The organism is Tianweitania populi (assembly GCF_014652875.1).
Lineage (GTDB): Bacteria > Pseudomonadota > Alphaproteobacteria > Rhizobiales > Rhizobiaceae > Tianweitania > Tianweitania populi.
Window position 1 is genome coordinate 1,320,113 of sequence record NZ_BMZQ01000002.1, and the last position, 26,039, is coordinate 1,346,151.

The 26,039-nt window shown below is 60.7% G+C and carries 28 protein-coding genes, 1 other RNA gene and 2 pseudogenes; 20 read left to right on the forward strand and 11 right to left on the reverse strand.

Annotated features, from left to right (window positions below; translation table 11 throughout):
* Positions 1 to 13 precede the first annotated feature (13 nt).
* From IE166_RS15655 to IE166_RS15715, 13 genes and pseudogenes are all read left to right on the forward strand, one after another.
* Complete coding sequence (locus IE166_RS15655; RefSeq protein ID WP_189505462.1) at positions 14 to 784, forward strand: amino acid ABC transporter ATP-binding protein; 771 nt, start codon at positions 14 to 16, stop codon at positions 782 to 784.
* 20 nt (positions 785 to 804) lie between these two features.
* Positions 805 to 1,188 carry a RidA family protein gene (locus tag IE166_RS15660; protein WP_189505464.1) on the forward strand — a complete coding sequence of 128 codons (384 nt, stop codon included), beginning with the start codon at positions 805 to 807 and terminating at the stop codon, positions 1,186 to 1,188.
* 16 nt (positions 1,189 to 1,204) lie between these two features.
* Positions 1,205 to 1,993, forward strand: coding sequence for an IclR family transcriptional regulator (locus IE166_RS15665; RefSeq protein WP_189505466.1), 789 nt, complete (start codon positions 1,205 to 1,207; stop codon positions 1,991 to 1,993).
* Between the two features lie 407 nt (positions 1,994 to 2,400).
* Positions 2,401 to 2,763, forward strand: a pseudogene (locus IE166_RS15670) (FAD-dependent oxidoreductase); the annotation flags it as partial.
* 76 nt (positions 2,764 to 2,839) lie between these two features.
* Positions 2,840 to 3,691: a glycine betaine ABC transporter substrate-binding protein gene (locus tag IE166_RS15675; protein WP_189505467.1), complete on the forward strand. Its 852-nt coding sequence runs from the start codon at positions 2,840 to 2,842 to the stop codon at positions 3,689 to 3,691.
* Positions 3,692 to 3,775: 84 nt separating this feature from the next.
* Entirely contained in the window at positions 3,776 to 4,867 is a 1,092-nt protein-coding gene (locus IE166_RS15680; protein WP_189505469.1) for a quaternary amine ABC transporter ATP-binding protein, read from the forward strand.
* Positions 4,868 to 4,879: 12 nt separating this feature from the next.
* Positions 4,880 to 5,728 (forward strand): ABC transporter permease, encoded by an 849-nt coding sequence (locus IE166_RS15685; protein ID WP_189505471.1) that lies wholly within the window; start codon positions 4,880 to 4,882, stop codon positions 5,726 to 5,728.
* Entirely contained in the window at positions 5,725 to 6,582 is an 858-nt protein-coding gene (locus IE166_RS15690; RefSeq protein WP_189505473.1) for an ABC transporter permease, read from the forward strand. Before IE166_RS15685 ends, IE166_RS15690 begins: the two co-directional genes overlap by 4 nt.
* 25 nt (positions 6,583 to 6,607) lie before the next feature.
* Complete coding sequence (locus IE166_RS15695) at positions 6,608 to 7,606, forward strand: 4-hydroxyproline epimerase (RefSeq protein WP_189505475.1); 999 nt, start codon at positions 6,608 to 6,610, stop codon at positions 7,604 to 7,606.
* Between the two features lie 86 nt (positions 7,607 to 7,692).
* Entirely contained in the window at positions 7,693 to 8,040 is a 348-nt protein-coding gene (locus IE166_RS15700; protein WP_189505477.1) for a hypothetical protein, read from the forward strand.
* Between the two features lie 50 nt (positions 8,041 to 8,090).
* A complete protein-coding gene (locus IE166_RS15705; RefSeq protein ID WP_189505479.1) occupies positions 8,091 to 9,059 on the forward strand; it encodes a GlxA family transcriptional regulator in 969 nt (322 codons plus the stop codon).
* 767 nt (positions 9,060 to 9,826) lie between these two features.
* Positions 9,827 to 9,943: pseudogene (locus IE166_RS15710) on the forward strand (DUF2312 domain-containing protein); the annotation flags it as partial.
* Positions 9,944 to 10,106: 163 nt separating this feature from the next.
* Positions 10,107 to 10,340, forward strand: coding sequence for a DUF6074 family protein (locus IE166_RS15715; protein ID WP_189505483.1), 234 nt, complete (start codon positions 10,107 to 10,109; stop codon positions 10,338 to 10,340).
* 194 nt (positions 10,341 to 10,534) lie between these two features.
* Here IE166_RS15715 and IE166_RS15720 read toward each other — a convergent pair whose 3' ends face one another.
* From IE166_RS15720 to IE166_RS15730, 3 genes are read right to left on the reverse strand one after another with little or no spacing between them, the layout of a single operon-like run.
* The gene (locus IE166_RS15720) at positions 10,535 to 12,034 is read right to left on the reverse strand and encodes a tripartite tricarboxylate transporter permease (protein WP_189505485.1); all 1,500 of its coding nucleotides are present in this window, start codon (positions 12,032 to 12,034) and stop codon (positions 10,535 to 10,537) included.
* A gap of 6 nt (positions 12,035 to 12,040) precedes the next feature.
* On the reverse strand, positions 12,041 to 12,490 hold the full coding sequence (locus IE166_RS15725; protein ID WP_244641490.1) for a tripartite tricarboxylate transporter TctB family protein: 450 nt from the start codon (positions 12,488 to 12,490) through the stop codon (positions 12,041 to 12,043).
* Between the two features lie 11 nt (positions 12,491 to 12,501).
* A complete protein-coding gene (locus IE166_RS15730; protein WP_189505487.1) occupies positions 12,502 to 13,479 on the reverse strand; it encodes a Bug family tripartite tricarboxylate transporter substrate binding protein in 978 nt (325 codons plus the stop codon).
* 146 nt (positions 13,480 to 13,625) lie between these two features.
* On the opposite strand from IE166_RS15730, the gene IE166_RS15735 reads away from it, so the two are divergent.
* A complete protein-coding gene (locus tag IE166_RS15735) occupies positions 13,626 to 14,513 on the forward strand; it encodes a LysR substrate-binding domain-containing protein (protein ID WP_189505490.1) in 888 nt (295 codons plus the stop codon).
* Positions 14,514 to 14,784: 271 nt separating this feature from the next.
* Here IE166_RS15735 and kdgD read toward each other — a convergent pair whose 3' ends face one another.
* From kdgD to IE166_RS15770, 7 genes are all read right to left on the reverse strand, one after another.
* Positions 14,785 to 15,702, reverse strand: coding sequence for a 5-dehydro-4-deoxyglucarate dehydratase (gene kdgD / locus IE166_RS15740; protein ID WP_189505491.1), 918 nt, complete (start codon positions 15,700 to 15,702; stop codon positions 14,785 to 14,787).
* Positions 15,703 to 15,769: 67 nt separating this feature from the next.
* Complete coding sequence (locus IE166_RS15745) at positions 15,770 to 16,498, reverse strand: FadR/GntR family transcriptional regulator (RefSeq protein ID WP_189505493.1); 729 nt, start codon at positions 16,496 to 16,498, stop codon at positions 15,770 to 15,772.
* A gap of 145 nt (positions 16,499 to 16,643) precedes the next feature.
* A complete protein-coding gene (locus tag IE166_RS15750; RefSeq protein WP_189505494.1) occupies positions 16,644 to 17,273 on the reverse strand; it encodes a L,D-transpeptidase in 630 nt (209 codons plus the stop codon).
* A gap of 63 nt (positions 17,274 to 17,336) precedes the next feature.
* Entirely contained in the window at positions 17,337 to 17,768 is a 432-nt protein-coding gene (msrB, locus tag IE166_RS15755; protein WP_189505495.1) for a peptide-methionine (R)-S-oxide reductase MsrB, read from the reverse strand.
* A gap of 69 nt (positions 17,769 to 17,837) precedes the next feature.
* On the reverse strand, positions 17,838 to 19,028 hold the full coding sequence (locus IE166_RS15760; RefSeq protein WP_189505496.1) for a vWA domain-containing protein: 1,191 nt from the start codon (positions 19,026 to 19,028) through the stop codon (positions 17,838 to 17,840).
* Positions 19,029 to 19,040: 12 nt separating this feature from the next.
* Positions 19,041 to 19,487 (reverse strand): GNAT family N-acetyltransferase, encoded by a 447-nt coding sequence (locus IE166_RS15765; protein ID WP_189505497.1) that lies wholly within the window; start codon positions 19,485 to 19,487, stop codon positions 19,041 to 19,043.
* Between the two features lie 12 nt (positions 19,488 to 19,499).
* Positions 19,500 to 20,339: an AAA family ATPase gene (locus IE166_RS15770; protein WP_189505498.1), complete on the reverse strand. Its 840-nt coding sequence runs from the start codon at positions 20,337 to 20,339 to the stop codon at positions 19,500 to 19,502.
* A 142-nt stretch (positions 20,340 to 20,481) separates the two neighbouring features.
* Here IE166_RS15770 and IE166_RS15775 point away from each other — a divergent pair, with 142 nt between their 5' ends.
* The 5 genes from IE166_RS15775 (at position 20,482) to IE166_RS15795 (ending at position 23,505) form a co-directional block, all read left to right on the forward strand.
* Positions 20,482 to 20,874, forward strand: a complete 393-nt coding sequence (locus IE166_RS15775) for a DUF4345 domain-containing protein (protein WP_189505499.1) — start codon at positions 20,482 to 20,484, stop codon at positions 20,872 to 20,874.
* A 42-nt stretch (positions 20,875 to 20,916) separates the two neighbouring features.
* Positions 20,917 to 21,073, forward strand: a non-coding RNA gene (gene ssrS, locus IE166_RS15780) — 6S RNA.
* A gap of 107 nt (positions 21,074 to 21,180) precedes the next feature.
* Positions 21,181 to 21,759, forward strand: a complete 579-nt coding sequence (locus tag IE166_RS15785; RefSeq protein ID WP_189505501.1) for a 5-formyltetrahydrofolate cyclo-ligase — start codon at positions 21,181 to 21,183, stop codon at positions 21,757 to 21,759.
* A 49-nt stretch (positions 21,760 to 21,808) separates the two neighbouring features.
* Entirely contained in the window at positions 21,809 to 22,633 is an 825-nt protein-coding gene (locus IE166_RS15790) for a TIGR00282 family metallophosphoesterase (RefSeq protein ID WP_189505503.1), read from the forward strand.
* A 119-nt stretch (positions 22,634 to 22,752) separates the two neighbouring features.
* Entirely contained in the window at positions 22,753 to 23,505 is a 753-nt protein-coding gene (locus IE166_RS15795; protein WP_385966141.1) for a TerC family protein, read from the forward strand.
* A 42-nt stretch (positions 23,506 to 23,547) separates the two neighbouring features.
* Here the strand turns inward: IE166_RS15795 and IE166_RS15800 are convergent, their stop codons facing one another.
* Positions 23,548 to 25,347 (reverse strand): ABC transporter transmembrane domain-containing protein, encoded by a 1,800-nt coding sequence (locus IE166_RS15800; RefSeq protein WP_189505514.1) that lies wholly within the window; start codon positions 25,345 to 25,347, stop codon positions 23,548 to 23,550.
* A 210-nt stretch (positions 25,348 to 25,557) separates the two neighbouring features.
* Here IE166_RS15800 and rpmE point away from each other — a divergent pair, with 210 nt between their 5' ends.
* Positions 25,558 to 25,779: a 50S ribosomal protein L31 gene (rpmE, locus tag IE166_RS15805; RefSeq protein WP_189505516.1), complete on the forward strand. Its 222-nt coding sequence runs from the start codon at positions 25,558 to 25,560 to the stop codon at positions 25,777 to 25,779.
* The last annotated feature ends 260 nt before the right edge of the window (positions 25,780 to 26,039 follow it).

Genomic DNA, 26,039 nt, shown 5'->3' on the forward strand with positions numbered 1-26,039 from the left:
GGATCGCCCGTTCATGCACGGAAATCTGCTGGAAATCCATGGTCTGCACAAGCGCTACGGCTCTGTCGAGGTTCTTAAAGGCGTCGACTGCAACGTGGCGCATGGTGAGGTCATTTCGATCATCGGGTCGTCGGGATCGGGCAAGACGACCATGCTCAGATGCGTGAACATGCTCGAGGAGTTCGAGGGAGGAACGATCCGCATCGATGGAGAGGAGATCGGATACGCGACAGCAGGCGGGGAACGCCGGCGCAAGCCCGAGAAGGAGATAGCGCGTCAGCGCGCGTTGACCGGAATGGCCTTCCAGCAGTTCAACCTGTTCCCGCATATGACAGCATTGCAGAACGTCACGCTGGGCCTGCGACTGGTCAAGAAAATGAGCAGGGAAGAGTCGCAGGCGCTCGGAGAGACCTGGCTTGACCGCGTTGGCCTGCTGTCGCGCAAGGACCACTATCCCTCGGGCCTGTCGGGCGGGCAGCAGCAGCGCGTGGCGATCGCGCGGGCTATTGCGATGAGCCCGCGGCTGATGCTGTTCGACGAGGTGACTTCGGCCCTTGATCCCGAGCTTGTAGCCGAGGTCCTGCAAGTGGTGCGCAGCCTCGCGGACGACGGGATGACAATGCTCCTTGTCACCCACGAGATGCGTTTCGCTTACGAGGTGTCAAGCCGCGTCATCTTCATGAACCAAGGAAGGATTGGCGAGGAAGGCAACCCCAAGATGATGTTTGCGTCTCCCAAGACCGAGCGCCTCGCCGAGTTCCTCAAATCTTCCCGCTTCGACTGACTTCAACAGGAAAATACAGCATGTCCCTTACCCGATACGGCGCCGGTGAATCCGGAGCTGGAAAACAAGCCCTTCCATTCGCCCGGGCAGTCGAGGCCGATGGCTGGCTCTTCGTATCCGGCCAGGTGGCGATGGAGAAAGGGGAGATCGTGGACGGTGGCATCGTCGCCCAAACGCATAAGACGATGGAGAACCTGATCGCGATCCTGCACGAGGCCGGATACGGCATTGAAGATGTGGTTCGTGTCGGCGTATGGCTGGACGATCCGCGTGACTTCTGGAGCTTTAACGGCGTTTATGCCGAATACTTCAACGGACATCCCCCGGCTCGTGCCTGCGTTCAGTCATCCATGATGGTCGACTGCAAGGTCGAGATCGACTGCGTCGCCTACAAGAAGAAGTAACGAGAAACGCCGCGCCATGGACAAGCTGGTCGGGAACAACGGCAAGGCGCCGGGGGCTACGCGTTCGCGCGGTCTCGAACGCGCCTTCGACATCATGGACGCGCTGGCCAGCGCCCGGCGACCTCTTCGTGCCAATGAAATAGCGACGTTTCTCGGCGCGCCGCGGTCTTCGGTCTACGAACTGACGTCGCTTCTGCTGGGTCGCGGCATTCTGGAGGATGCCGGTGACGGACGGCTTTTCCTTGGCGAGAAGCTCTATCTGCTCGGATCGGCCTATGCCGCCGTTTCGGGCCGGGGCGCGGCCGTGGAGGCGGCGCTTAAGCGTGTGGTAAGCGAAACCAGCGAGACCGCGCAGTTCTGTCGCCTCGACGGCAACCGCTATTATGTCGGTGCTATGCGCGAGGGATCGCGTCCCTTCCGGATCTCCACCACGATCGGCGAACGCGTGCCGCTGACCTGGACCGCCTCGGGACGGCTTCTGGTCGACCATCTGACAGCGGACGAAATCCTGGCATTCCTCGACAAGGGTGACTTCGCGCTGCCGGACGAAACGCCGATCGACCGGAAGCGCTTCTTGTCGGAGGTGGAGGGCGCACGTGTCGCCGGCCATTTCACGTTCGACAGCGCCCTCGACAGTTACACGCACTGCTTTGCCGTGCCCGTCCGAAGACAGGACGGCCAAACCATGGCAACGCTCTGCATCGTTGCGCCGCGCGAAGATGCACGGCGCAATCATGCGGCCTATCTCGAAACCTTGAAGGGCGCAGCGGCCGCCCTTGTTCCTCACTTCACTGACGCTGTTTGATTTGGCACGCGAATCTCCAGCGCTTCGCCTGCTCCGGAAACCGATACCTTCTTTCCATACAAGGGAAGTCGCGGGGCGATGACGTTGTTGCCGCCCTACGGGCGGTATAATCCGACAGGTCTGCGACATTGCTCTTACCGGAAGTGGCGGCAAAGCTCTTGCATTAATGCATCGAAATTTCGGCGTACTAATTGTCGGGCTTGAACATGGTGGCGGGCCGCAACCCGCCTGATCGAACCGGTCGAGGCTGGCAAGAACGACAGCGCCTTGGCTGGTGCGGTGCTGCAAAATACTCGGTTGCGAGATCTAATTCTAAGTCATTAAGGCTACGCTGGCTGGTGTACTGGCCAAGCAGCTTCTGCCGCGCCCGCGAAGCGTATGATACCGCGATCGCGGTCCCGCAAAGGCGGATCGCAAAGATGGCGGAAGTCCACCGCCGGTCGCTCGACGCACGCTTCCCTGAACTCGCGGGCGTGCCTTTCGAATACAGCTGGACCGGCCGAATCTGCCTCAGCCGCAACCATGTGCCGGCCTTCGGCGAAATCGAGGAAGGCCTCTACTCGGCCTGTTGCGAGAACGGGCTTGGAACCGTCAAGAGCACGCTTGCCGGCGTGATGGCGGCCGAGCTCGCGACGAACAGACGGACCCAGCAACTTATAGAATTCATGGATCACCCCGAGCCTTCACGGCTCCCGCCAGAGCCATTCGCTACGGTTGGTATCAATTCGGTGATCCGCATGCAGGAATTGCGCGCAGGCCGCGAAGGATGATCGGGCTAAGCGCAATTTGAAGGACATACCGCGTCCGTCCTTCAAACATAAAAGGGAACAAAAACAGGAGCGTGGAATGAAAACTTTTTGGAAGTCGCTTTGTGCGGCGGCAATGGTCGGTATGGCGATCCTGCCCGTACAGGCACAGGAAAAGTCGGTCACGATGGGGACCCTGTCCTGGGAAGATCTGACGCCGATCACCGGCATCACCAAGAAGGTTCTGGAAGACAAGGGCTACAGTGTTAAGGTCGTCGAATTCGCCGAATGGGGCATCGCTTATGCCGCACTGAGCAAGGGCGACATCCAGATCCTTGCATCCCAGACCGACTATGTCGCGCAGGACTACTGGAACAAGAACAAGAACCGGCTGGAAAAGATCTCCCCGGTGTCACACGGCCTGTTCCAGGGCGTGGCTGTCCCGAAATATGTGACCATCGACTCGATGGATCAGTTGAACGACAATGCCGACAAGCTCGGCGGCAAGATTGTCGGCATCGAGCCGGGTTCGGGCCTCATGCGTGACACAACAAACGCAGTCAAGGACTACGACCTCAAGCTGCAGCTCGTGGAAGGCAGCACCGCGGCGATGACAGCGGCTCTGAAGTCGGCGATCGATCGTCAGGAGTGGATCGCGGTTACGATCTGGGAGCCATCCTGGATGATGCAGAAATTCGACGTAAAGTTCCTGAACGATCCGAAGGGCGTTTTCCCGCCCCCACAGAGCTACTACTGGATCGGCCAGAAGGGCTTTTCGGCGGAAAATCCGGGTGCGCGTGAAGCGATCGCCAGCGTTTACGTGCCGCTTGCCGACATCACGGCCATCAACGGTGAGGTCAGTGACGGCAAGACCATGGACCAAGCCGTAGCAAGCTGGATCGAAGCCCATGCCGACCTGATTAAGCGTTGGGAGAACATCAAGAGCGAATAAGTTTTTAACGGGCCGCTGGTCGGCGGCCCGTTTTCTTAAGCGATCGAAAATGAAGCCGGCATCAAGCCAGCCTGGGGGACCGCGATGAACACAGTAACTGATCCATCAAACGAAATTCTGGTCGACTGCAAGTCGGTCTGGAAGATCTTTGGTTCCCGCGCGCCCGCTGCCGTGAAAGCCATTTCCGAGCGCGGACTTTCCAAGAAGCAGGTGCTGGACGAATTCAACTGCGTGGTCGGCGTTGCCGATGCCAGCCTGCAGGTCCGTCGCGGCGAGATCTTCTGCGTCATGGGTCTTTCCGGGAGTGGAAAGTCGACGCTGATCCGCCTGCTCAATCGCCTGATCGAGCCAAGCATGGGCGGAATTGTCGTCAAGGGCCGTGACATCGCCAAGCTGAACGCAGCCCAACTCAGGGATATGCGCGCGCGCCATATCGGCATGGTCTTCCAGAGCGTCGCCCTTCTGCCGCATCGTACCGTACTGGAAAACGCTGCCTTCGGTCTCGAAGTCCGTGGTGTCGGCAAGGAAGAACGCCACCAGACTGCGCGTGCTGCGCTCGACAAGGTCGGCTTGACCGACTGGACGTCACGCTACCCATCCGAACTATCGGGCGGCATGCAGCAGCGCGTCGGTCTTGCTCGCGCACTCGCTGCCGATCCCGAGATCATCCTGATGGACGAGCCCTTCAGCGCGCTCGACCCTTTGATCCGTCGCCAGCTTCAGGATGAATTCCGGCAGCTCACCAAGTCGCTAGGCAAGTCAGCCGTCTTCATCACGCATGATCTCGAAGAGGCCATCCGCATCGGTGATCGGATCGTCATCATGAAAGACGGCGTCATCGTTCAGGTCGGCACGGCGGAGGATATTGTGACCAATCCGGCCGACGACTATGTGTCCGACTTCGTCGCCGGCATTTCGCGCATTCATCTCGTCAAGGCGCATACCGTGATGCGGCCAGTCGCCGAGTATAGCGCGGCGCATCCCCACGTGGATGTTGGCAGCCTTCTGCGCGCGTCTCCGGAAGCGGATATTGGAAATCTGATCGACCTGACCATGCAGTCGGACCGCGATGCGATCGCGGTTGTCGATAACGACGCGATCGTTGGGGTCGTGACGACGCGCGGGCTCTTGCGCAGCGTGGCCGGACATCCGGCAAGCCAAGCAACTGCAGCTTAGGCGAGGGCGGGCATGGACATCTCGGTCATAGCCGACACCTTCGACGTTTGGACGGATGACGCGCTGAGTTGGATCAGCGACCATGGAGAATGGCTGTTCGAGTTCGTGCGCATGGTGCTCGAGACCACCTATGACGGTGTTCTCTGGCTGCTGCAGGTTCCGCCGTTCTATGTCATCGCGGTCCTTGCCGCTCTGATCGCATGGCGGCAGATCAACCTTCTAGCGGGCGTTGCAATCGGCGTTGCGCTGGCTTTCTGCAGTTTCATGGGTCTTTGGGAAGAGACCATGAGCACGCTGGCTCTCGTCATCACAGCCACGGTGCTTGCTCTGCTGGTTGGAATTCCGGTTGGCATTGTGGCGGGCTTCGTCAGGACCTTCGACCGGTTTCTCGATGCAGTACTCGACCTGGTTCAAACCCTTCCGCCTTATATCTATTTGCTTCCGGCGATCGCCCTTCTTGGATACAGTCCGGCAACCGCTTTGGTCGCGACCTTCATCGTTGCCGTGCCGCCAGCGGTTCGTTTGACATCGCTTGGTATTCGCATGACACCCAACGAATTCATCGAGTTGGGGCAGGCAAGCGGCCTCACACCTTGGCAGATGTTCACGAAGATCAGGATGCCTTTTGCTGTTCCCAGCGTCATGGCGGGCATCAACCAGAGCCTGATGATGGCGTTCGGTATGGTGGTCATTGCTGGCATCGTAGGCTCGGGCGGACTGGGCGCCACGATCTACGGTGCAATCCGTACCCTCGATATCGCCGTGTCGATCAATGCCGCGATCGCCATCGTCATCTTGACGATGATCCTCGACCGCTTGACGCAAAGCGCTGGTAGGCGGGAAAGGGAGACCGGCCGATGAACCTGGAAGATCTGCGCTTTTCGCCGGGCACCTATCTTGCTCCTGCGGTTGATTGGCTTAACACTAACTTGCATCCGCTTTTTCGCGGTATCTCGACGGTTGTTGAGGCTGTCCTGTCCGGCATCGAAGCAGCCTTGGTTCTGTTGCCACCCTACGGCGTGATCCTGATCGTGCTCGTGCTGGTTTACTTCGCCGTCAACATCCGGGTGGCTCTTGTTGCCGGCGTAGCCTTGGCATTCTGTTACCTTTCGGGTTTGTGGGTTGCGTCGATGCAGACGCTGGCGCTTGTGACCGTTGCGGTCGCGATATCCGTCCTGATCGCTTTTCCGCTGGGCATCCTGGCCTCGCGCTACCGCAAGGTAGAACAAGCCATTCGGCCGGTTCTCGACGTCATGCAGACGGTGCCACCTTGGGTCTATCTGATACCGGCTGTGATGATCTTCAGCCTGGGCCGCGTTCCCGCGATCATCGCGACCATTGTGTACGGTGTGCCTCCCATGTTGCGGCTAACCACGCTCGCCTTCAACCAGGTGCCAAAGGACCTGCTTGAACTCGGACGCGCGACCGGTGCATCGCCGCGCTCGATCCTGTTCAAGATCGAGATACCGTCGGCCACGCCGACGCTGACCGTTGGCTTGAACCAGTGCATTCTTTTGTCGCTTGCGATGGTTGTTCTGGCGGGCTTGGTTGGTGCCGGCGGTCTCGGTGCCGAAGTGACCCGTGGTCTCACCCGGATGGAGATGGGGCTGGGACTGCGTGCCGGTCTGGCAATCGTTGCCGTCGCTATTTTGTTGGACGGGGTATCGCGCGGCGCTCTTCAGGGACGATCAAGCAAAGTCGTTCGTAACGCGTAAGCTCTCAACAAGGCTGACCCTTCCTATGCGCCGTAGCTTTTTCTGCATCGACTCGCACACTTGCGGCAATCCGGTCCGGTTGATTGCGGGCGGGGGGCCGATCCTGCCTCATCTTCCCATCGCAGAACGCCGCGAACTGTTTATCCGCGACCATGATTGGATCCGTCGCGCCCTTATGTTCGAACCGCGCGGGCATGACATCATGTCCGGTGCGATCATCTATCCCGCTCATCGGGAGGATTGCGATTTCGCGGTGATCTTCGTGGAAGTCAGCGGCTGTTTGCCGATGTGCGGCGCCGGCACGATCGGCCTGGTGACTGCCGCGATCGAGGAGGGGCTCGTGACGCCGCGTGTTCCTGGACAGCTATCCATCGAAACGCCGGCGGGCCGTGTCGATATCCGGTACGAGAAGCCCGGCGAGTTCGTGGACTCCGTGCGCATGTTCAATGTCGACAGCTACCTGCACGCTGCCGACGTGCGCGTCGATGTTCCCGGCGTTGGCCCCCTCGTGGTCGACATTGCTTATGGCGGCAATTTCTACGCCGTCATCGAACCGCAGGAAAACTGGAAGGGTCTCGATGCCGGTTCGGCCAGCGACATCGTCGAACTGAGCCGCGCCCTTCGTGACGCGCTGGAGCCCATCTGCAATCCCGTTCACCCCGACGATGACCGTATCATCGGCGTTCACCATGCCATCTGGTGTGACGCACCGAAAAGCGGCGATGCGGATGGCCGCGGTGCTGTGTTCTACGGCGACAAGGCCATCGATCGCTCGCCCGGCGGCACCGGCACCTCCGCGCGCATGGCGCAACTGCACGGAAAAGGGCGCTTGAAGGTCGGGGACACGTGGCGGCAGGAAAGCCTGATCGGCACGATCTTCGAAGGCAGGGTCGAGGCCGACGCGCAGATTGGCCCGTTCCAGGGCATCAAGCCGAGTGTGAGTGGCTGGGCCCGCATCATCGGACACAACACCATCTTCGTCGATGACCGGGATCCGCTCGCACATGGATTCCAGATCACTTAGGCGGGACAAGAAGGTGAAAGTAACGCGCTTGGGCCGTTCGAAGTTTCGGTGACTTCGAACATCGCAAAACGCGTCCCTTGAAGGCATTGAGCGCCATTCTGCGAGACGACGAGGTTATGCAGCAGGGCACAAGCCAGAACATCCTGATGCGTCCGTTCAACAATTTCAGCGCTCGCTTCGTGGAAATGGTCAAATACTGCCGCGTTATCCTCGTTGTACCGATCCTCTCTGCTTTGGCTGAGACTGTCGGCAGCCTGTTTCCGGACCTCGCAGGAGACGCGGCCCTGGAGGAAGAAAGCCTCGTTTTGCGAGACAAGGGCGCTAGCTGCCGGGCCGTCACGCTACGCGGCGCCATGGCCGTGATGACTGGACAGTGCCGGACAGAATGCTGGACAAGAATGGAACAAGCCAATCTATCGAGCTACGCGCCTTGATCTGAGCGAGAAACCTGAAGACTTATGAAGAGTCGTGGCCGCGAGTGAAAATGACGATACGCTTCGCCTTCATCCTGATCCACGAATTTACGATGTCTCCGTTCTCGCTCTTTGTCGACACGCTGCGGCTTGCAGGCGACGAGGCGGATCGGAGCAGGCGCATCGCGTTTGACTGGCAGATCCTTGGCACGCGGGGACTGCCCATCCGGTCAAGCTGCGGCTTCGACATCCTGCCAACGGTTGAATCGTCTCATGCCGGCAACTTCGACTATATTGTCGTAGTGGGAGGTTTGCTGGGAAGAGCCAAGTCGCTCGGTCGGGAGCAGATCGCGTTCCTCCAGCAAGCAGCTGGTGCAGGAAAGCCGATCATCGGGCTTTGCACGGCATCTTTCGCACTCGCAGAGCACGGCTTTCTGGATGGGTACAGGGCTTGCGTCAGCTGGCTTCACCTTGCCGAGTTTCAGGCAGCCTATCCCGCGGTCCAGGCAACGGCCGATCGGCTGTTTCTGGCCGACAGGGATCGGACGACCTGTGCAGGAGGAGCAGGAGCCGCGGACCTCGCCGCAGCGCTCGTCGTCAAGACGCTGGGAGAACGCAACGCTGAAAAGGCAGCCGATATCCTGCTTCTTGACCGCATCCGGACACATCGAGACCTGCAGCCAAGCAAGAACCTTTTTGGAGAGGTTGCGAACTTCAAGGTCCGCCAAGCACTCTTGCTCATGCAGAATTCGTGTTCTGAGCCTCTGCCGGTCAGCGAGATAGCGTCGCGCACGAACTGTTCGCCCCGTCAGCTGGAGCGCCTTTTTTCAGCGCACCTGAAGATCAGTCCCGGCCACGCCTATATGACCCTGCGCGTAGAACGCGCCAAGGCTCTGCTCGCTAAGACGGAAATGCCGATTTCGGAAATTGCCTATCAATGCGGCTTCGTGAACTCAGGCCATTTTGCGCGTGCGTTTCGGGAGCATGCAGGAACACCCCCGTCCAAGTTTGCGTCGCGCTGGACGGGACACAGTAGATAGGCCGACACCCGTCAGGATCGGCTTCTCAAGTGTCGCGGCCAGGTTTAGGCATTACCAGGCATTCTGATGGTACCCGGATGGACACCCACCATACAGACCGACCCGCAGGACGCTTAGCCATGGATCAGGAAGTCACCCTTGGCGAAGTCATCATGGTTGTGAGAGTGTGACGGGTCAGGTCGGGCTCAGGATTCAAGCGCCGCGTCATGGATCACGGCAGAGCGATCGCGGGGCTTCTAACGGAGTAGCCGCCTGTTTGGTGGCTGCTCGCGCTGACATCAATCCTCCCCGTCGCGAGACCCGTCAATCTGAAGCCCATGCAACGATGCATTTGATCTCGACAAAGAGGTCCCGGTCTTTTCAATCAACGTCTCGGGCCTCCTGCCCGGATCTGTCAGGACCATGTTCATGCTTCACAAGCTTGATGCTACCAGGCGTCCCCTTCAGCATAAATGAACGCCAGTCCAGTTCACCCCGCAAAGACCTTGGAACAAGTTGCCGCTGCCGCATCATTGTCACCCGCCAAGCAACAGAAGCCGCCTCGCCAGCATAGGCACGCTATGGACCGATGTCTCCGCCATCCTGAAACCGTCTCCAATCCATTCGCATGCAGGGTCGGCTACAGCGCTGTTGAAGGCGTGCTGCCCCCACATGCTGCCCTCTTGGGTAGCCGACGTGACGCTGTGCTTTTAGAAAGCCTTGTTTTGTGCGGATTTGCCGGAGGACGGTTGTCTGACTTAGGCTACAAAAACGTGTAGGGGAGAGAAGGCTTCGACACGAAGGCAGTGCGGCAGATCATACGCCTGCGTAAGCAGGACCAGGCCGAGCGCGAGGAAGCCGAGGCTCTGCTTGATCTTTATATGAATGCACTTGGGATGGCCTAGCTTTCGCTGCCTAGGAGTTCTTCAGCCCCGCAGGCTCAAGCCTCGCGGGGCTTCTTGTTTTCATGCGTTGGCTTCGTCGGAGCATAAAAAGCTCACGGCGCGGCGGAAGCCGTTTCAGGATTGGTAACCATGTTCAGGCACACCTGCCTTCATGGCCCAAATCATGTCCTTTCCTCTTTATCGCCGTGAGGCACTCGTTCGCGAGATTGCCGATCGCCTGCAAACACTTCATGGCCCGCATGCCAATGCTTATTGGCGTGAAAGGGTCGCAATGGTCGCTGCCGCGCTCAGGGAAGCGGGTGTCGGACAGGACAAGGTTCGTGCGGAAATCCTGGGCCTCCAAGACGCAGTTCAGATCCGTATCCGCGGCGAGGCCGCTTCCTATTACGGCGAATAGCGATAGCGCTGGTCGTTTCAGGCGAACGGCACAGGGTGCGGATATTGGCGGCTGCACCATTCGCAAGAAATCAGGCTTGTCGGGCTGAAGTCGCTCGAAGATGAGCAGGCCGGGCCATCGACGGATGCGTGCTTCGCGCATCGTGTCGATCACCCGGCCCAGACCTGTGCAGGTCAACACAGCAGCGTCTTGCGCTACTCCGCTAATGCTTCTTTTCGCTTCCTCAGCACCGCTGGCGACAGCATCGCGATCAGCATCAATGCGACCACGCCCAGCAACACAGCGCTGATCGGACGCGTCAGGAAAACGGATGGGTCGCCATCTGACAGTTGCATGGCGCGGCGGAAGTTTTCTTCCAACTGCGGGCCGAGCACGAGCCCGAGAAGAAGCGGGGCGGGTTCAACGCCGACCTTGATGAAGAAGTAGCCGAGCACCGCGCATCCCAACATGAGCCAGACATTGAAGGCGCTGTTTGAGATGCCGTAGGTGCCGATGCAGCAGAACAGGACGATCGCCGGGAACAACAGGCGATAGGGGATCTTCAGCATCGATACCCAAAGGCCGACCAGCGGCAGGTTGATGACGAGAAGCATCAGGTTGCCGGTCCACATGCTGGCGATGACGCCCCATACCAGTTCCGGCTGCTCGGTCATGACCTGAGGACCGGGCTGGATGCCCTGCATCATCAGCGCGCCGATCATCAAAGCCATCAGCGCATTGGCGGGGATGCCGAGCGTCAGCAGCGGAATGAAGCTGGTTTGCGCACCGGCATTGTTGGCCGCTTCCGGCCCCGCCACGCCTTCGATCGCACCTTTGCCGAAGCGCGAGGGATCCTTCGCCAGCTTCTTTTCGAGCGCGTAAGAGCTGAAGGGAGGCAAAGCGGCACCTCCGCCCGGCAGAACGCCGAGAGCCGAGCCGAGGAAGGTGCCCCGAACCATGGCCGGGAAAGCTGCCTTCAGGTCTGCTCTCGAGGGGATGAGGTCGTGCAGCTTCTGGCTGACCACGCGCTGCACGCTTGGCCGCTCCAGATTGGCGATGATCTCGGCCAGACCGAACATGCCCATGGCAACCGGAACGAAGTCGAGCCCGTCGGCCAGGGATGGAACGCCAAAGGTCATCCGCGCGGCACCGGAATTCACGTCGATGCCGATGACGCCGAGAAGCAGGCCGAGGAAGACCATGGCGAGCGACTTCATCACCGACCCATGGGCGAGCACCACGGCTGCGATTAGCCCGAGAACCAGGAGGCTGAAATATTCGACGGCCGTGAAGCGCATCGCGAGATCGGCCAGGGGCAGGCTGAGCACGGCGATAATGATGGTGGCCACGGTGCCGGCGAAAAACGATGAAATGGCGGCGATCGCCAGCGCTGGACCGGCGCGGCCCTGCTTGGCCATTTCATGGCCGTCGAGACAGGTCACGACCGACGAGGTTTCGCCCGGCACGTTGACGAGAATGGCGGTCGTGGAGCCGCCATACTGCGCACCGTAAAAGATGCCGGCCAGCATGATCAGCGAGGAGGCAGGCTCAAGCCCGAAGGTGAACGGCAGGAGCAGGGCGATGGTGGGGATCGGGCCGATGCCCGGCAAGACGCCGATGGCCGTGCCGATCACGACGCCGATCAGGCAGTAAAGGAGGTTGTTGAACTGCAGGGCCGTCGACAGGCCGAGCAGGAGATTGTCGAACAATTCCATGACAGACTACCAGGGCCAAAGCGGCACCGGCAGCGCCAGTACCTTGATGAAGAGAAGGATCGCCGCCGCGCTCATGAACAGCGCAAACACGATTACCTCGAAGAACCTGCTTTCTCGGCTCGCCCATGCTGCGACGATGATGGTGGCAAGCGAAGCAAGGCCCAGACCAAGCCCTTCCACCACCAGCGCGAACAAAGCGACCGCGATCCCGATCAGCGTGATCGGGCGCCACTGCATCGGTTCAATGCCCGCATGCGATCGCGTCAGACCCTTGACCGTGAAGAACAGGCCAAAGGCCAGAAGGATCAGCGCGATGGCCCAAGGGAAATATCCTGGGCCCATTTCAGCGGCCGTTCCGATGGGGAGGTTCCATGTCGCGGCGAAGGTGCCGGCCGCGACAAGAACCAGGAAGGCGCCGAAACCAAGATCGGGCCCGCCTAAACGCAGGTTTGTCAAAGGCTGAGGCCTCAGTTCGGCTTGATACCCGAGGCGGTCACGATGCCACCCCAGTTCTTGATGTTGGTATCGAGCCAAGCTTTGACATCATCCGGCGCGCCGGGACGAACCATGCCGCCTTGTTCCGCGATCTTTTCCTGGATTTCCGGCATGGCCAGGATCTTGTTCAATTCGGAGTTCAGGCGTGCGACGGTCTCAGGCGGCGTGTTGCCGGTGGTGAGAAGACCCTGCCAGGTTCCTGCGTCGTTCAGCGGCAGCTTGGCTTCCTTGAAGGTCTCGACCTCAGGCAGCGCCTGCATGCGCTTTTCACCGGTCACTGCGATGCCCGTCAGCTGCTTGTTGTTGACGAAGGGAAGCGTCGCAGTTGAGCCGTTGATGATGACGTTGCTTTCTCCGGACACGACCGCGCGGGACGCTGCTGCACCGCCCTTATAGGGCACGTTCTTCCATTCGATGCCGAGATCGCGGGCAAGGGCGACGGCGGTTATGTGGTTGAGCGCGCCGACGCCTGAGTTGGCGACGGCAAGCTTACCGGGATTGGCCTTTGCATAGGCGACGAGTTCCGGCACGGTCTTGGCAGGCACCGAAGGGTTCACCGCCAGCACGTAAGGGCCGAACATGACCATGCCGACGGGCGCAAGGTCCTTCTGCACGTCATAGGTCAGGTCGGTGAAGAGGCTTGGTGCCACCGCCAGCGAGCCGATATCCATGAGCAGGAGCGTGTGTCCGTCCGCTTTGGCTTTGGCGACGGAATCCGCACCGATATTGCCGGCAGCACCCGGCTTGTTTTCGACAACCACGGGCTGGCCGATAGCTTCAGAAAGCTTCGGGCTGATCAGGCGCGCCAGGATGTCGGACGTGCCGCCGGGAGCGAAAGGCACCACGATACGGACGGGCCGTTCGAATTCCTGTGCCCGGACAACGGATGGAACGGATACAGCAGCGAGCGCAGCAACGGCGGCGATCGCCTTCATCAGACGAAAGTTCATTGGGGTCTCCTCCACAAGACGGAAAGGTTGCGCCCTCCGCGCAATGTCTTTCCGGCGCGTACCTTCACGCGCTTGGTAAGCAACTTAAGGATATTTCTTCCTGTAGCGAGTTGTTTTCTGGATGGATCAATGCAAATTCAGCATCGATGTTCGAGCTGTCCCAACTCCGCTGCTTCGTGGCTGTTGCCGAAGAACTTCACTTCGGGCGCGCTGCGGAGCGTTTGAACCTGACGCAGCCGCCGCTCAGCCGACAGATCCAGGCGCTGGAAACGAGCCTGGGTGTCAAGCTGTTCGATCGCACCAGCCGGTCGGTTCGGTTGACGCGGACGGGGCAGAGTTTTCTATCGGAAGCGCGCGATCTTCTGCGGCAGGCCGAGGGCGCGGCGCTCGCTGCGCGTCGTACTGCCTGTGGAGACGCCGGCACGTTGACGCTCGGCTTTACCGCGGCGTCCGGCTACGAGTTCCTGCCGCGCTTGATCCAGCGCTTTCGCGCCGAAGCACCGGATATCGACCTGATCCTGAAGGAAATGGTGTCGGCACAACAGATCGACTCGCTGGTGGCTGGGCGCATCGATGTCGGCCTTGTTCGGCCCGGATTCAACCGGCGCGAGTTCGGATCGATCTGCATCGTCAGGGAAGCGCTGCTGCTCGCTGTTCCCGTCGGCCATCCCCTTGCCAGCGCCCCGGAGATCAGCATCCAGGATCTGGATGGTCAGCCCTTCGTGACCTATTCGCCCTACGAGGCCCGTTATTTCTACGATCTTGTTGCGGCGGTGTTCGCTAAGGCAGGCATCAACCCGTTTTATGTCCAGCATATCAGCCAGATCCACTCGATCATGGGCTTGGTGAAGGCTGGGATTGGTTTGGCGCTTGTGCCTCAAGCGGCCGCAAACCTGCGCTTCGAAGGCGTCACCCTGCTTCCCGTTCCCATTGACCCACCCAGACCCGTGGAACTGCATGCCATCTGGCGCGCGTCAAACACGGACATGGCGCTGGAAACACTGCGGCGAACGTTGAAGCAGATGAACGGCTGAGCACGACTGCAAGCGGTCAGCTTATGCAGGCTCGCATGTCGCTTCAAAGGAGAAGCCCGATCGCATGATTAGGTGGCTGCGACCGGGCTGGAGCTGGGCAAAAACGCTACGCTGTCCAGCAGCATCAATGTGCCTGAACAGGGTGAAGGCTTTGTGAACAAAGGCGATGTCGGCACGATAATCCGATGGGGAAAGCGGCCGACATGCAAGAAAGGCCTCGATCGGCAGAACGATCGAGGCCTCATAGGCGGCTAAATCTTGCCCGAGGTTCTCAGGCGGCCTGTTTGCGCTGATATTTGCCGATCAGTGCCTGCAACATCGCTTCTTCCTCGGATGTCAGATCCGAAAGCGGCGCACGCACCTTGCCGGCCTTGAAGCCCTGCAAACGGACACCCGCCTTGATAGCGGCGACGGCATAGCCCTTGCGGCGGTTGCGGATCGCCATGAAGGGATAAAAGAAGTCGTTGAGAATGCGCTCGCAATCGGCGCGCTCGCCAGCGCGAAGGTGTTTGTAGAACTCAACCGCGAGGCCTGGCACGAAGTTGAAGACCGCCGACGAATAGGTGGTGAAACCTGCACCAAGATAGGCTTCGGCGAACAGCTCGGCCGTCGGCATGCCGCCGAGATAGGTCAGGCGATCGCCCATTTTCGCGGTAACCTGGCGAACAAGACCGATATCTCCCGAACCATCCTTGAAGCCGACAAGGTTGGGGCAGGTGTCGCACAGCCTTGCCAGCGTGTCGGCTTGTAGGATGGAGTTGTCGCGGTTGTAGACCATGACGCCAATCCCGACCGACTGGCAGACGCGCTTCACATGTTCGAAGAGCCCTTCCTGCGGCGCGTCGATGAGGTAATGCGGCAAAAGGAGGATGCCGTCTGCGCCAGCCTTTTCGGCCGACTGCGCGATCTGAATGGCGAGTTCCGTGCCGTAGCCGCAGCCCGACACGATGGCGGTGTCGCCTGCTGCTTCCTTGGCAGCGGACACAATCGCCGGAATCTCGTCAGGACGAAGCGAGAAGAACTCCCCCGTTCCGCCGGCTGCGAAGAGCACAGGGGCGTCGAAGCCGGAAAGCCATTCAACATGCTGCTTGTAGCTGTCGGCAGCGAAACGGCCTTCGGCATCGAAATGCGTGACGGGAAAGGAAAGAAGTCCCGATCCGAGCTTCTGCTTGATCTCTTGAGGTTCCATGACACTGCCTCTTGTTGATGTCGAGCCGCAGATAGCCCAGTCACATGATAGGTGTCAACAACTTGTATTATAAGTTTGCGCGACTGCGTCGAAGCATGGCGCGGTAACGTGCCTGGCTTCCTTTCAGATGGCGGTGCATGGCGTCCCGCGCGCCAGCTTCGTCGCCGGTCAGGATCGCTTCGATGATCTGGCTGTGCTCGTTGTGGAGGTGGGCGATGTAGTCGCCGCCGGCCGTATCCGTTGCCTGAAGGGCGGCGCGGGGAATGACACCGCTGCCGACCATCGATAGGAACTCGCGGAAGCGGGGATTGTTGGTGGCGTCCGCAATCGCCAGATGCAGAGCAAAGTCGGCTTCAGACGTTGCCTCGCCAGCTTCGAGCTGCGCCAACACCCGATTGTGGCATCCGATAATGGCTTCTTCCTGCTGCGGAGATCGGCGCACGGCCGCCAATCCTGCGGCTTCCACTTCCACTCCGGTCCTCAATTCGAGCACCTCGACCACGGACGATATGCGCTCATAATCGAGGTTCTGAAACGGCAGCGTATCAGGCACGGGTATTTCCCGCACGAACACGCCGGCGCCTTGCCGCGCTTCCACGAGACCGTCCGCCCGAAGGGCTGCGATCGCTTCACGGATAACCGTGCGACTGACGCCGAACGCTTCCGTCAGCTTGGCTTCGCTCGGCAGCTTTTCACCGGTGGCGAAGTTCCCGGCCTGGATGGATTGCCTGAGCTCCGAGCTGACTTTCGCGACGAGATTGCCTGCAGAGCGCTGCTTGCTTTTGTCGGGCTCCATGGATGCGTCTTTCTCATTGTCTTGCCGCGCGTATGCGCCAAGAGAAAGCAGAGCCGGAAGTTATAAGTCAAGTTTGGCTATGGGATCGAAGGTCAGCTTGAACATGTCGGATGGCTTCTCGCCGCATGGGTTGAAGCCCAGCGATCTACGCCACTGTTTCCGCCTGGATCACCACCACCTGCGTACCGACATCGACGCGGTTGTAGAGGTCGATCACGTCGTGGTTGAGCATGCGGATGCAGCCGCTCGACATGGCGTGGCCGATCGATTTCGGCTGGTTGGTGCCGTGGATGCGGAACATCGTGTCGCGGCCCTGGCGATAAAGATACATCGCGCGGGCGCCGAGCGGGTTGTTGGGGCCACCCGGCATGCCGCCGGCATATTGCTTATAGCGCTCTTCGCGGCGGATCATGTTGGCCGTTGGGGTCCAACTGGGCCACTTCGCCTTGCGTCCGACCGTTGCACCACCGCTCAAGGCGAGGCCGGCGCGGCCGACGCTGATGGCGTAGCGGATGGCGCGGCCTTCACCCAGGATGAAGTAGAGGCGGCGTGCGGGCGTATCGACGACAACGGAGCCGGGCTTCAGCTTGGTGGGATAGTCGACGTCCTGCCGATGCAGTTCGGCCGGAAACACGTCGAGCGGCATCGCCGCCAGTGGGAATTCCTCGTCGGGAACGGCCGCATAGCTCAGGACTGGCGGCGGCACCTGCGATGTCGCACAGCCCGCGAGCAAGGAAGAGACTCCCAGAAGGAAGCTGCGGCGGGAAAGGGACATCGTGGCGCTCCGCGGATTGTCAAAGACACAATCCGCGATAGACGCTTTATGGTTAATGAAGCCTTAGCAGGCCTCGCAGGCCTCTGAGTTGGCGGGCACGAAGTTCAGGGCTACGCCGTTGATGCAGTAGCGCAGATAGGTTGGCGGCGGACCGTCTTCGAAGACGTGTCCAAGATGGCTGCCGCAGCGCGCGCAATGGCATTCGGTTCGCACCATGCCGTATGAGCGATCGACCGTGGTTTCGACGGAGCCTTCGACCGGATCGTTGAAGCTCGGCCAGCCGGTGCCGCTTTCAAACTTGAGCTTGGATTCAAACAGCGGCTGGTCGCAGCCGGCACATTCGAAGGTGCCGGAGCGCTTCTCGTAAAGCAGCGCGCAGCTGCCGGGACGCTCCGTGCCGTGGCCGCGCATGACGGCATATTGTTCAGGCGTCAGCCGCTCGCGCCATTCGGCATCGGTGCGGGTGACGGGGTAGGCGGTTGTTGCGGTGTCCATGATCGGGATCCCTTGTTCGGGACCTTATGTAGGAAGCCGCGCCGCAGGGGGCCAGAGGTCGGTCCCTGCTCAATGCTTGCGCGACAACGCCTTTGTGGCTGCTTCCAGCCCGGTCAGGGTCAGCGGAAACATACGATCGCCGAAGATCTCGCGGATCATGCTGATCGAGTGCGTGTAGGGCCAAAGCCGCTCGGCACCGGGGTTGAGCCAGATCGTGCTTGGCCATTGCTGCAGCGCGCGTTGCAGCCAGACAGCGCCGGCTTCCGTGTTCCAGTGCTCCACCGAGCCGCCGGGATGCGCGATCTCGTAGGGGCTCATGGAGGCATCGCCGACAAAGATCGCTTTATAGTCGGGACCATAGCGATGCAGCACGTCGAACGTCGGGATGACCTCCGCATGACGGCGGCGATTGTCCTTCCACACGCCCTCATAAAGGCAGTTGTGGAAGTAGAAATATTCCAGCTGGCGGAACTCGGCGCGAGCGGCGGAAAACAGCTCCTCGACGATTCTGATGTGACCGTCCATCGATCCGCCGACATCGAAAAACATCAGCAGCTTCACGGCATTGCGGCGTTCGGGACGGGTTTGCACGTCGAGATAGCCGTGTTCGGCCGTGGCATGGATCGTGCCGGGCAGGTCGAGTTCTTCGGCCGCCCCTTCTCGCACCCAGCGGCGCAAACGCTTCAGAGCGACCTTGATGTTGCGGGTGCCGAGTTCGACGGAATCATCGAAGTTGCGAAACTCGCGCTTGTCCCAGACCTTCACGGCGCGGCGATGCCGGCTTTCATCCTGGCCGATCCGCACGCCTTCAGGGTTGTAGCCATAGGCGCCGAAGGGCGACGTGCCGGCCGTGCCGATCCACTTCGAGCCGCCCTGATGCCGGCCTTTCTGTTCCTCAAGACGCTGTTTCAGCGTTTCCATCAGCTTGTCAAAGCCACCTAGGGCCTCGACCAGCTTCTTTTCCTCGTCGGTCAGATGCTTTTCAGCCAGGCGCCGCAGCCATTCCTCGGGAAGGCTGGCGGCATCAATCCCGCCTTCGCCGGTGACGGCATCCAGGCCTTTGAAGACATGGGCAAAGACTTGGTCGAAGCGGTCGATGTGGCGTTCGTCTTTCACCAGCGCTGCGCGGGCGAGATAATAAAAACCCTCGACGTCATACTCGACGAGACCGGCCTCCAACCCTTCGAGCAGGCTCAGATATTCGCGAAGCGAAACCGGAACGCGCGCGGCCTTGAGCTCGAGGAAGAAGGGGATGAACATCGCTTGCCGCCGTTATTCGATCCGGTAGCGAAGGAAGCCGGTATTCTTGGCGACGCGGTCGTAGAGCTGCCGTGCCGTGGCATTGGACTCGTGAGTGAGCCAGTACACGTTCGTCACGCCATCTTCGGCTGCAATGCGCTTCACGGCCTCGATCAGCACGCGCCCCAAGCCCGTGCCGCGGCGTTCGGGATCGACATAGAGGTCTTGCAGATAGCAGTTATTGGCGACCGCCCAGGTGGTGCGGTGGTACATGAAATGCACCAGCCCCATCGGCTTGGTGTGGGTCACCGCAAGCAAACACTTCGGCTCGAACTCGCCCGGCGTGTGCAACCGTTTCCATGTCTCGACATACACCTCTTCCGGCACCTTCGCCTCGTAGAAGTCGAGATAGTCAGTCCAGAGCCGGCGCCAGTCCGCTTCGTCATCCAGCGTGGGCGGGCGAACTTCCATACCTTCCATAGCCGAAACTCCTCAGCCTTGCCGCCGGGCCATGAAGGCCAGGCGTTCAAACAGATGCACGTCCTGCTCGTTCTTCAACAAGGCGCCATGCAGTTTCGGCAGTGCGTGTCTGGGATCGGCGCGCAGGTCTTCGGGTTCGATATCGTCCGCCACTAGCAGGCGGATCCAGTCGAGCGCTTCGGACGTCGACGGCTTCTTCTTCAGACCGGGTACGTCGCGAATTTCGTAAAAGCGGGTCAGCGCGGCGCGGACCAGATTCTGCTTGATGCCGGGGTAATGGACATCAACAATCTTCTGCAGCGTTTCGGCTTCCGGAAAGCGGATGTAGTGGAAGAAGCAGCGGCGGAGAAAGGCGTCCGGCAGCTCCTTTTCGTTGTTCGATGTGATGATGACGATCGGGCGGATGGCAGCGCGGATCGTTTCGCCGGTCTCATAGACATAGAACTCGTTTCGATCGAGCTCCTGCAGGAGATCGTTGGGAAACTCGATGTCGGCCTTGTCGATCTCGTCGATCAGGAGCACGACCTTCTTACCGGCCGCAAACGCATCCCACAGCTTGCCGCGACGGATGTAGTTGGCGATGTCGTTGAAGCGCGGATTGCCCAACTGGCTGTCGCGCAGCCGCGACACGGCGTCATATTCATAAAGGCCCTGCTGCGCCTTGGTGGTGGATTTCACGTTCCATTCGATGAAGTCCAGCCCCAGCGCCGCAGCCACCTGCCGGGCCAGTTCGGTCTTGCCGGTGCCAGGCTCGCCTTTCACCAGAAGCGGGCGCTCCAAAGCGATGGCGGCGTTGACTGCGACCATCAGATCCTTGTCGGCAACATAGGCCGCGGTGCCTTCAAAACGCATGAAGCTTGGTTCTCCCGACAGGGTGCGGTCAGACCGCGTTCTCCTGGCATATGTGCCTGCGCAAAGACCGACGGCAAGGCGCTTCCTGGCTGAACCTGTTGCGCCAGTGTTCGTTTGTTCATGTCAACAGGACCAAACCGACATGACCGATCCGCAGCAACGCCGCCTTTTCAGCATCCTCGTCGCGATCTTTGCCCTGATTCCGGTTGCGGCCGGCTTGGCGGGTCTTCTGCTCGGACCGCGCTTTCTGGGGGTACAGGCGCCGTGGCCGGCCGACCTTGGCAGTCATTTCCGCTTTCTATCCGGCATTTTCCTGGCCATGGGCGTCGTCTGGTGGAGCTGCCTGGCTGATCTCCAGAACACGAGGGGACGCTTCCGTTTGCTGGCTTTGCTGACGATCTGCGGCGGGCTTGCGCGGCTTGTTTCGCTGTTTGTCGACGGCCAGCCTTCGCTCGGTCATCTCGGCGGGCTTGTCATGGAGCTCAGCGTCGTTCCCTTGCTGACGCTGTGGCACTTCAGGCTTTTCGGACGCTGAGGCCTCTGGTCAAGCGCGGTTTGCAGGACTATCTGTGGTGTCGGCGTTCTGGGCTTCCCGACAGAAGTAACATATTCTCGGGGCCTTATTGATCTCTAGGGAGCTGTCCCTGTTTAGACCCGTGGGTTTGGACACACGGCGCCCACCTACTATGTAGGTTCCCGGGATCGATCTCTTCATCGGTCGTTCTGGATCGCCACTTTCATCGGAATTTTTCGGAAAAACTCTCCGGTTTCTCGCCGAAACAGGCCGATTTCTTCCGCTATTTTGATCGCTTTTTCCGGTTTTCCTCGCCATAACCGGTCGATGGACACGGCTGTCTTCAAGAAAACCCTCCGCTCGGAAACGCTCAGACGTCGCGACGCCCTGTCGCCGGATTTCCGGGCCAAGGCTGCTCATGAGATGGCTGAACGCGTCGACGAGTTCGGCATTGCCAAAGGCACGGTGGTGTCCGGCTTCTGGCCGATGCGCACCGAGGTCGACGTGCATCCGTTGATGGCTGCTTTGGCGGAAAGTGGCGCACGGATTTGTCTCCCGGCGATCCTCGACAAGACCACCATCGTGTTTCGCGAGTATTTTCCCGATGGCGAAATGATCGACATGGGCTTCGGCACGATGGGGCCATCGGAAACGGCCGCAGTGCTCGACCCGACCGTGATGCTGGTGCCCCTGGTTGCCTTCGACGGGCGAGGGCACCGCATCGGCTATGGCGCGGGCTATTATGATCGCGCGATCGCCGGCCTGCATGCCAAGGGTATTCTGCCGCGCTTGATCGGGGTGGCGTTCGACTGCCAGCAGGTGGAGTTCGTGCCGGATGAGCCGCATGATGTGCGGCTAGCGGAAATGCTGACAGAGAGCGGCTTGCGCCCATTCGAGCCGGGCTGATAGGACACGTCTCAAAGCTGGCTGATCAATGCGCCGGCGGAGGTTTGTGGTGCGACTTCTCTTCCTCGGCGACATGGTAGGCAAATCCGGACGGACGGCAGTGTGGGAGCGGTTGCCGGGCCTGATTGCCGACCTCAAGCTCGACTTCACCATCGTCAATGGCGAGAACGCGGCCGGCGGCTTCGGCATCACCGAAGATATTTTCCACGAGACGATCAAGGCCGGCGCCGATGTGGTGACCACCGGCAACCATGTCTGGGATCAGCGCGAGGCACTTGGCTTTGCCGCGCGCGAAGACCGCTTCCTGCGCCCGGCCAACTTTCCCAAAGGCACGCCGGGCAAGGGCGCCGGGCTCTACATCGCCAAGAATGGCGCACGCGTCATGGTGTCGAACATCATGGGCCGCATCTTCATGCATCCCGAGTTGGACGATCCGTTTCAGGCCGGCGAGCGCGAGTTGGCGGCTTGTCCACTGGGCGAACAGGCGGATGCGGTGGTGTTCGACTTTCATGCCGAGGCGACCAGCGAGAAGGTCTGCTTCGGCCACTTCGTGGACGGCCGCGCCAGCCTGGTTATCGGCACGCATACGCATCAGCCGACGGGTGACCATCAGATCCTGAATGGCGGCACGGGCTATATGTCGGATGCCGGCATGTGCGGCGATTATGACTCATCGCTTGGAATGGACAAGGAAGAGCCGTTGAACCGCTTTCTATCCAAAGTGCCGAAGGGCCGCATGGAAGCCGCTAGTGGACCGGCGACGATCTGCGGCGTCGGCGTGCAGATTTCCGACCGCACCGGACTGGCGGAAAAGATCGCGCCGCTGCGGCTTGGACCGCGCCTGGAAGAAACGATCCCGGCCTTCTGGCAATAGCGCGCGCAGCGATGACAGGCCTGTGATAACGGGAATGTCAGAAGTGATCGTGTTGTAGAAGCCGAAATTGACCCTACGTCTTGCCGACTTTTACCGGCAAAGAGAGGGATTTTCAGGCCGTGGCCGAGTATTTCGGGTTTATCAACGATCCAACAGCATGGGTCGCGCTGGCGACGCTGGTCGTCATGGAGATCGTGCTGGGGATCGACAATCTGATCTTCATCTCGATCCTCACCAACAAGCTCCCGCCTGAAAAGCAGCAGTTTGCGCGCCGCCTCGGCATCGGTGCAGCGCTGGTGCTGCGTCTCGGCCTGCTTTTCACCATCTCCATCATCGTTCAGCTGACCGAGCCGGTTTTCACCGCCTTCGATATCGCCTTCTCCTGGAAGGACCTCATCCTGATCGCCGGTGGCCTGTTCCTTGTCTGGAAGGCGACCAAGGAAATCCACCATACGGTGGATGTCGAAGACGATAAGGGCAACATGGTCGGCAACACCGTTCAGTTGACGGTGGGCTCGGCGATCGTTCAGATCCTCGTGCTGGATCTCGTGTTTTCGGTCGACTCGATCATCACGGCCGTCGGCATGACCGACCACATCGCGATCATGTTCATCGCCGTCATCGCGGCCGTGACCGTGATGCTTGTGGCAGCCGAGCCGCTGTCGCGCTTCATCGCCAAGAACCCGACCATCGTCATGCTGGCGCTGTCGTTCCTCCTGATGATCGGCATGACGCTGATCGCCGAAGGTTTCCACTTCCATGTGCCCAAGGGCTACATCTATGCCGCTATGGGCTTCTCGGCGGCGGTGGAAGCGCTCAACATGTTTGCGCGGCGACGCAAGACGCGGGTCAAGACGACCAGCCTGCACTAAGCTGTATCTATCAAAAAAGGCCCGCTTCGGCGGGCCTTTTTCTTATTCGGCGGCCTGGAAGGCGTCCGCTCCGCGTTCGAACTGGAGGCGTGCGAGCTTGGCATAAACGCCGTTCTTCTGCACCAGCGTGTGATGCGTGCCTTCCTCGACGATGCGGCCGCCATCCAGCACCAGAATGCGATCGGCCTTGAGGATGGTCGCCAGGCGATGCGCGATCACCAGCGTGGTACGGCCCTTCATCAGGCGTTCCAGTGCCGTCTGCACCAGCGTTTCGCTTTCGGCATCGAGCGCGGAGGTGGCTTCGTCGAGCAGCAGGATCGGCGCGTCGCGCAGAATGGCGCGGGCAATGCCGATGCGCTGACGCTGGCCGCCCGACAGCATGATGCCCCGTTCGCCGACCTGCGTATCGTAACCGTGTTCGAGATTGCCGATGAAGGTGTCGGCCAGGGCATCCCGCGCGGCTGCTTCGATCGCTTCGCGGCTGGCGCCCGGTTTGCCGAAGGCGATGTTGTCACCGGCCGTATCGGCGAAGATCGCGACATCTTGCGGCACCACGGCCATGCGGGCGCGTAGATCGAGCGGATCGGCTCTGATCAACGGAACGCCGTCGATGGTGATCGACCCTTCCAGCGGATCGTAGAAGCGCATCAGCAGCGAGAAGATCGTGCTTTTGCCGGAGCCCGAAGGGCCGACGATCGCGACCGTTTCACCCGGCCGGACCGCAAAGGACAGGTCGGTCAGGGTCGGCATGTCGGGGCGCGCCGGATAGGCAAAGGACACCTGCCGGAACTCGATGGCGCCGAGCGGCTTGGCGGGCAGGGCCTGCGGCTGGGCCGGCGTGGTGACTTGCGGCACTTCGTCGAGGATGTCGCTCATGCGCTCGGCGGCACCGGCGGCCTGGCTGATCTCGCCCCAGACTTCAGACAGCGAGCCGAGCGCGCCGGCGGCAAGCACCGCATAAAGCAGGAACTGGCTCAGCGTGCCGGCGGTCATCGCGCCGGTCAGCACATCGCGCGAGCCGAACCAGAGAACGGCGACGACGGACGAGAAAATGAAGAAAATCGCGAAAAAGGTCAGGATCGAGCGCGCCAGGATCGACGAGCGCGCCGCCTCAAAAGCGCGATCCACCGCAGCACCGAAGCGGCCGACGACCATGCCCTCATTGGTGAAGGCCTGCAGCGTGCGCACGGCCGAGATCTGCTCGCCGGCATAGGCGCTGGCCTCCGCGAGCATGTCTTGCGCATGACGCGACTTGGCGCGCACATTGCGGCCAAAGCCCACCAGGATCAGCACGATCACCGGAATGGCGCCAAGCACCATCAAGGATAGTTTCGGGCTGGTGACTACCATCATCACCACGCCGCCGATTGCCATGATGGCGTTGCGCAGGGCCTGCGAGGCGGTGGAGCCGACCACGGACTTGATCTGCGTGGCATCGGCCGTCAGCCGCGACACGATTTCGCCGGATCGGGCCGTGTCGAAGAAAGCGGAAGACAGCGTCGTGACATGGGCAAACACATCGCGGCGCAGATCGGCCACGACGCGCTCGCCGATCGTGATGACGAAATAATAACGCAGCGCGGAAGCGGCCGCGAGCACGGCCGCGATGCCGATCAGCATGCCGAAGTAGCCCTGGATCATGCCGGCTTCCACGCCGTTGAAGCCGTGATCGATCATGCGGCGCACCGCGATTGGCAGGGTCAGCGTTGTGACCGCCGCGATGATCAACGAGACGATGGCGCCCCCCACCAGGCCGCGGTAACGCTTCAGATAGGGAAGCAGGCGCGACAGGGGAGCAAGTGAGCGGCGGCGAGCGTCGTGCGACGGCTCTTGAGCGGCCATTTTCAACTCCTGGCTTAACCGACTGAGCGCATGCGGGCCGGCCTTGTGCTTGGTCGGAGGCTGATGTATAGGCTCGCCGACCCTTTATGAAGCCGTAGCGGTCATTCGCTGCGGCTTCAAGTTTTCCAGACCGGGTGACATCGCCGCAGGGCCGAAGCGAGCTTCTCGCATCAGGCTCGGCGCAAGCCCAGTAGAACCAGGACAAGCGCCATGAAAGACAGCATTCACCCCGATTACCACACGATCAAGGTCGTGATGACAGACGGCACCGAGTACCAGACCAAGTCGACCTGGGGCGCAGCCGGCGACACGATGAACCTCGACATCGACCCGACCACCCATCCGGCCTGGACGGGGGGCACGCAGACCCTGCTCGATCGCGGTGGCCGTTTGTCGAAGTTCAAGAAGCGCTACGAAGGCCTCGGCATCTAATCTGCCGGCCTGCTTGGACGTTGAGAACGCCGTTGCTCACGCAGCGGCGTTTTTGTTTGTGGGCATGTGGTGCTCCCTTCGAGGCTCGCCTGGATGTGGCGGAGCTTCGTTCTGGATGCTTGTGCGGGCTCGCACCTCAGGATGAGGACGGTCGGCGCGAGGATTGTCTGGCTGGGTGGGCTCGACGGTGGCTTGAGCGATTGGGACGAGGCGTCGCTTGGCAGAATCGGTCTGCTGTCGCGCTAAGCTCCTGCCTGTCG

Excerpts from the sequence above, each read along its gene's own strand:
- IE166_RS15775 (WP_189505499.1), top strand. The coding sequence starts at position 20,482 with ATGACCGATCCGCAGCAACGCCGCCTTTTCAGCATCCTCGTCGCGATC.
- IE166_RS15765 (WP_189505497.1), bottom strand. The coding sequence starts at position 19,487 with ATGGAAGGTATGGAAGTTCGCCCGCCCACGCTGGATGACGAAGCGGAC.
- IE166_RS15665 (WP_189505466.1), top strand. The coding sequence starts at position 1,205 with ATGGACAAGCTGGTCGGGAACAACGGCAAGGCGCCGGGGGCTACGCGT.
- kdgD (WP_189505491.1), bottom strand. The coding sequence starts at position 15,702 with ATGGAACCTCAAGAGATCAAGCAGAAGCTCGGATCGGGACTTCTTTCC.
- IE166_RS15730 (WP_189505487.1), bottom strand. The coding sequence starts at position 13,479 with ATGAACTTTCGTCTGATGAAGGCGATCGCCGCCGTTGCTGCGCTCGCT.
- IE166_RS15750 (WP_189505494.1), bottom strand. The coding sequence starts at position 17,273 with ATGTCCCTTTCCCGCCGCAGCTTCCTTCTGGGAGTCTCTTCCTTGCTC.
- IE166_RS15680 (WP_189505469.1), top strand. The coding sequence starts at position 3,776 with ATGAACACAGTAACTGATCCATCAAACGAAATTCTGGTCGACTGCAAG.
- IE166_RS15745 (WP_189505493.1), bottom strand. The coding sequence starts at position 16,498 with ATGGAGCCCGACAAAAGCAAGCAGCGCTCTGCAGGCAATCTCGTCGCG.
- IE166_RS15720 (WP_189505485.1), bottom strand. The coding sequence starts at position 12,034 with ATGGAATTGTTCGACAATCTCCTGCTCGGCCTGTCGACGGCCCTGCAG.
- IE166_RS15770 (WP_189505498.1), bottom strand. The coding sequence starts at position 20,339 with ATGCGTTTTGAAGGCACCGCGGCCTATGTTGCCGACAAGGATCTGATG.
- IE166_RS15735 (WP_189505490.1), top strand. The coding sequence starts at position 13,626 with ATGTTCGAGCTGTCCCAACTCCGCTGCTTCGTGGCTGTTGCCGAAGAA.
- IE166_RS15655 (WP_189505462.1), top strand. The coding sequence starts at position 14 with ATGCACGGAAATCTGCTGGAAATCCATGGTCTGCACAAGCGCTACGGC.
- IE166_RS15660 (WP_189505464.1), top strand. The coding sequence starts at position 805 with ATGTCCCTTACCCGATACGGCGCCGGTGAATCCGGAGCTGGAAAACAA.
- IE166_RS15705 (WP_189505479.1), top strand. The coding sequence starts at position 8,091 with ATGACGATACGCTTCGCCTTCATCCTGATCCACGAATTTACGATGTCT.
- IE166_RS15715 (WP_189505483.1), top strand. The coding sequence starts at position 10,107 with ATGTCCTTTCCTCTTTATCGCCGTGAGGCACTCGTTCGCGAGATTGCC.
- IE166_RS15675 (WP_189505467.1), top strand. The coding sequence starts at position 2,840 with ATGAAAACTTTTTGGAAGTCGCTTTGTGCGGCGGCAATGGTCGGTATG.
- msrB (WP_189505495.1), bottom strand. The coding sequence starts at position 17,768 with ATGGACACCGCAACAACCGCCTACCCCGTCACCCGCACCGATGCCGAA.
- IE166_RS15685 (WP_189505471.1), top strand. The coding sequence starts at position 4,880 with ATGGACATCTCGGTCATAGCCGACACCTTCGACGTTTGGACGGATGAC.
- IE166_RS15695 (WP_189505475.1), top strand. The coding sequence starts at position 6,608 with ATGCGCCGTAGCTTTTTCTGCATCGACTCGCACACTTGCGGCAATCCG.
- IE166_RS15800 (WP_189505514.1), bottom strand. The coding sequence starts at position 25,347 with ATGGCCGCTCAAGAGCCGTCGCACGACGCTCGCCGCCGCTCACTTGCT.
- IE166_RS15760 (WP_189505496.1), bottom strand. The coding sequence starts at position 19,028 with ATGTTCATCCCCTTCTTCCTCGAGCTCAAGGCCGCGCGCGTTCCGGTT.
- rpmE (WP_189505516.1), top strand. The coding sequence starts at position 25,558 with ATGAAAGACAGCATTCACCCCGATTACCACACGATCAAGGTCGTGATG.
- IE166_RS15785 (WP_189505501.1), top strand. The coding sequence starts at position 21,181 with ATGGACACGGCTGTCTTCAAGAAAACCCTCCGCTCGGAAACGCTCAGA.
- IE166_RS15690 (WP_189505473.1), top strand. The coding sequence starts at position 5,725 with ATGAACCTGGAAGATCTGCGCTTTTCGCCGGGCACCTATCTTGCTCCT.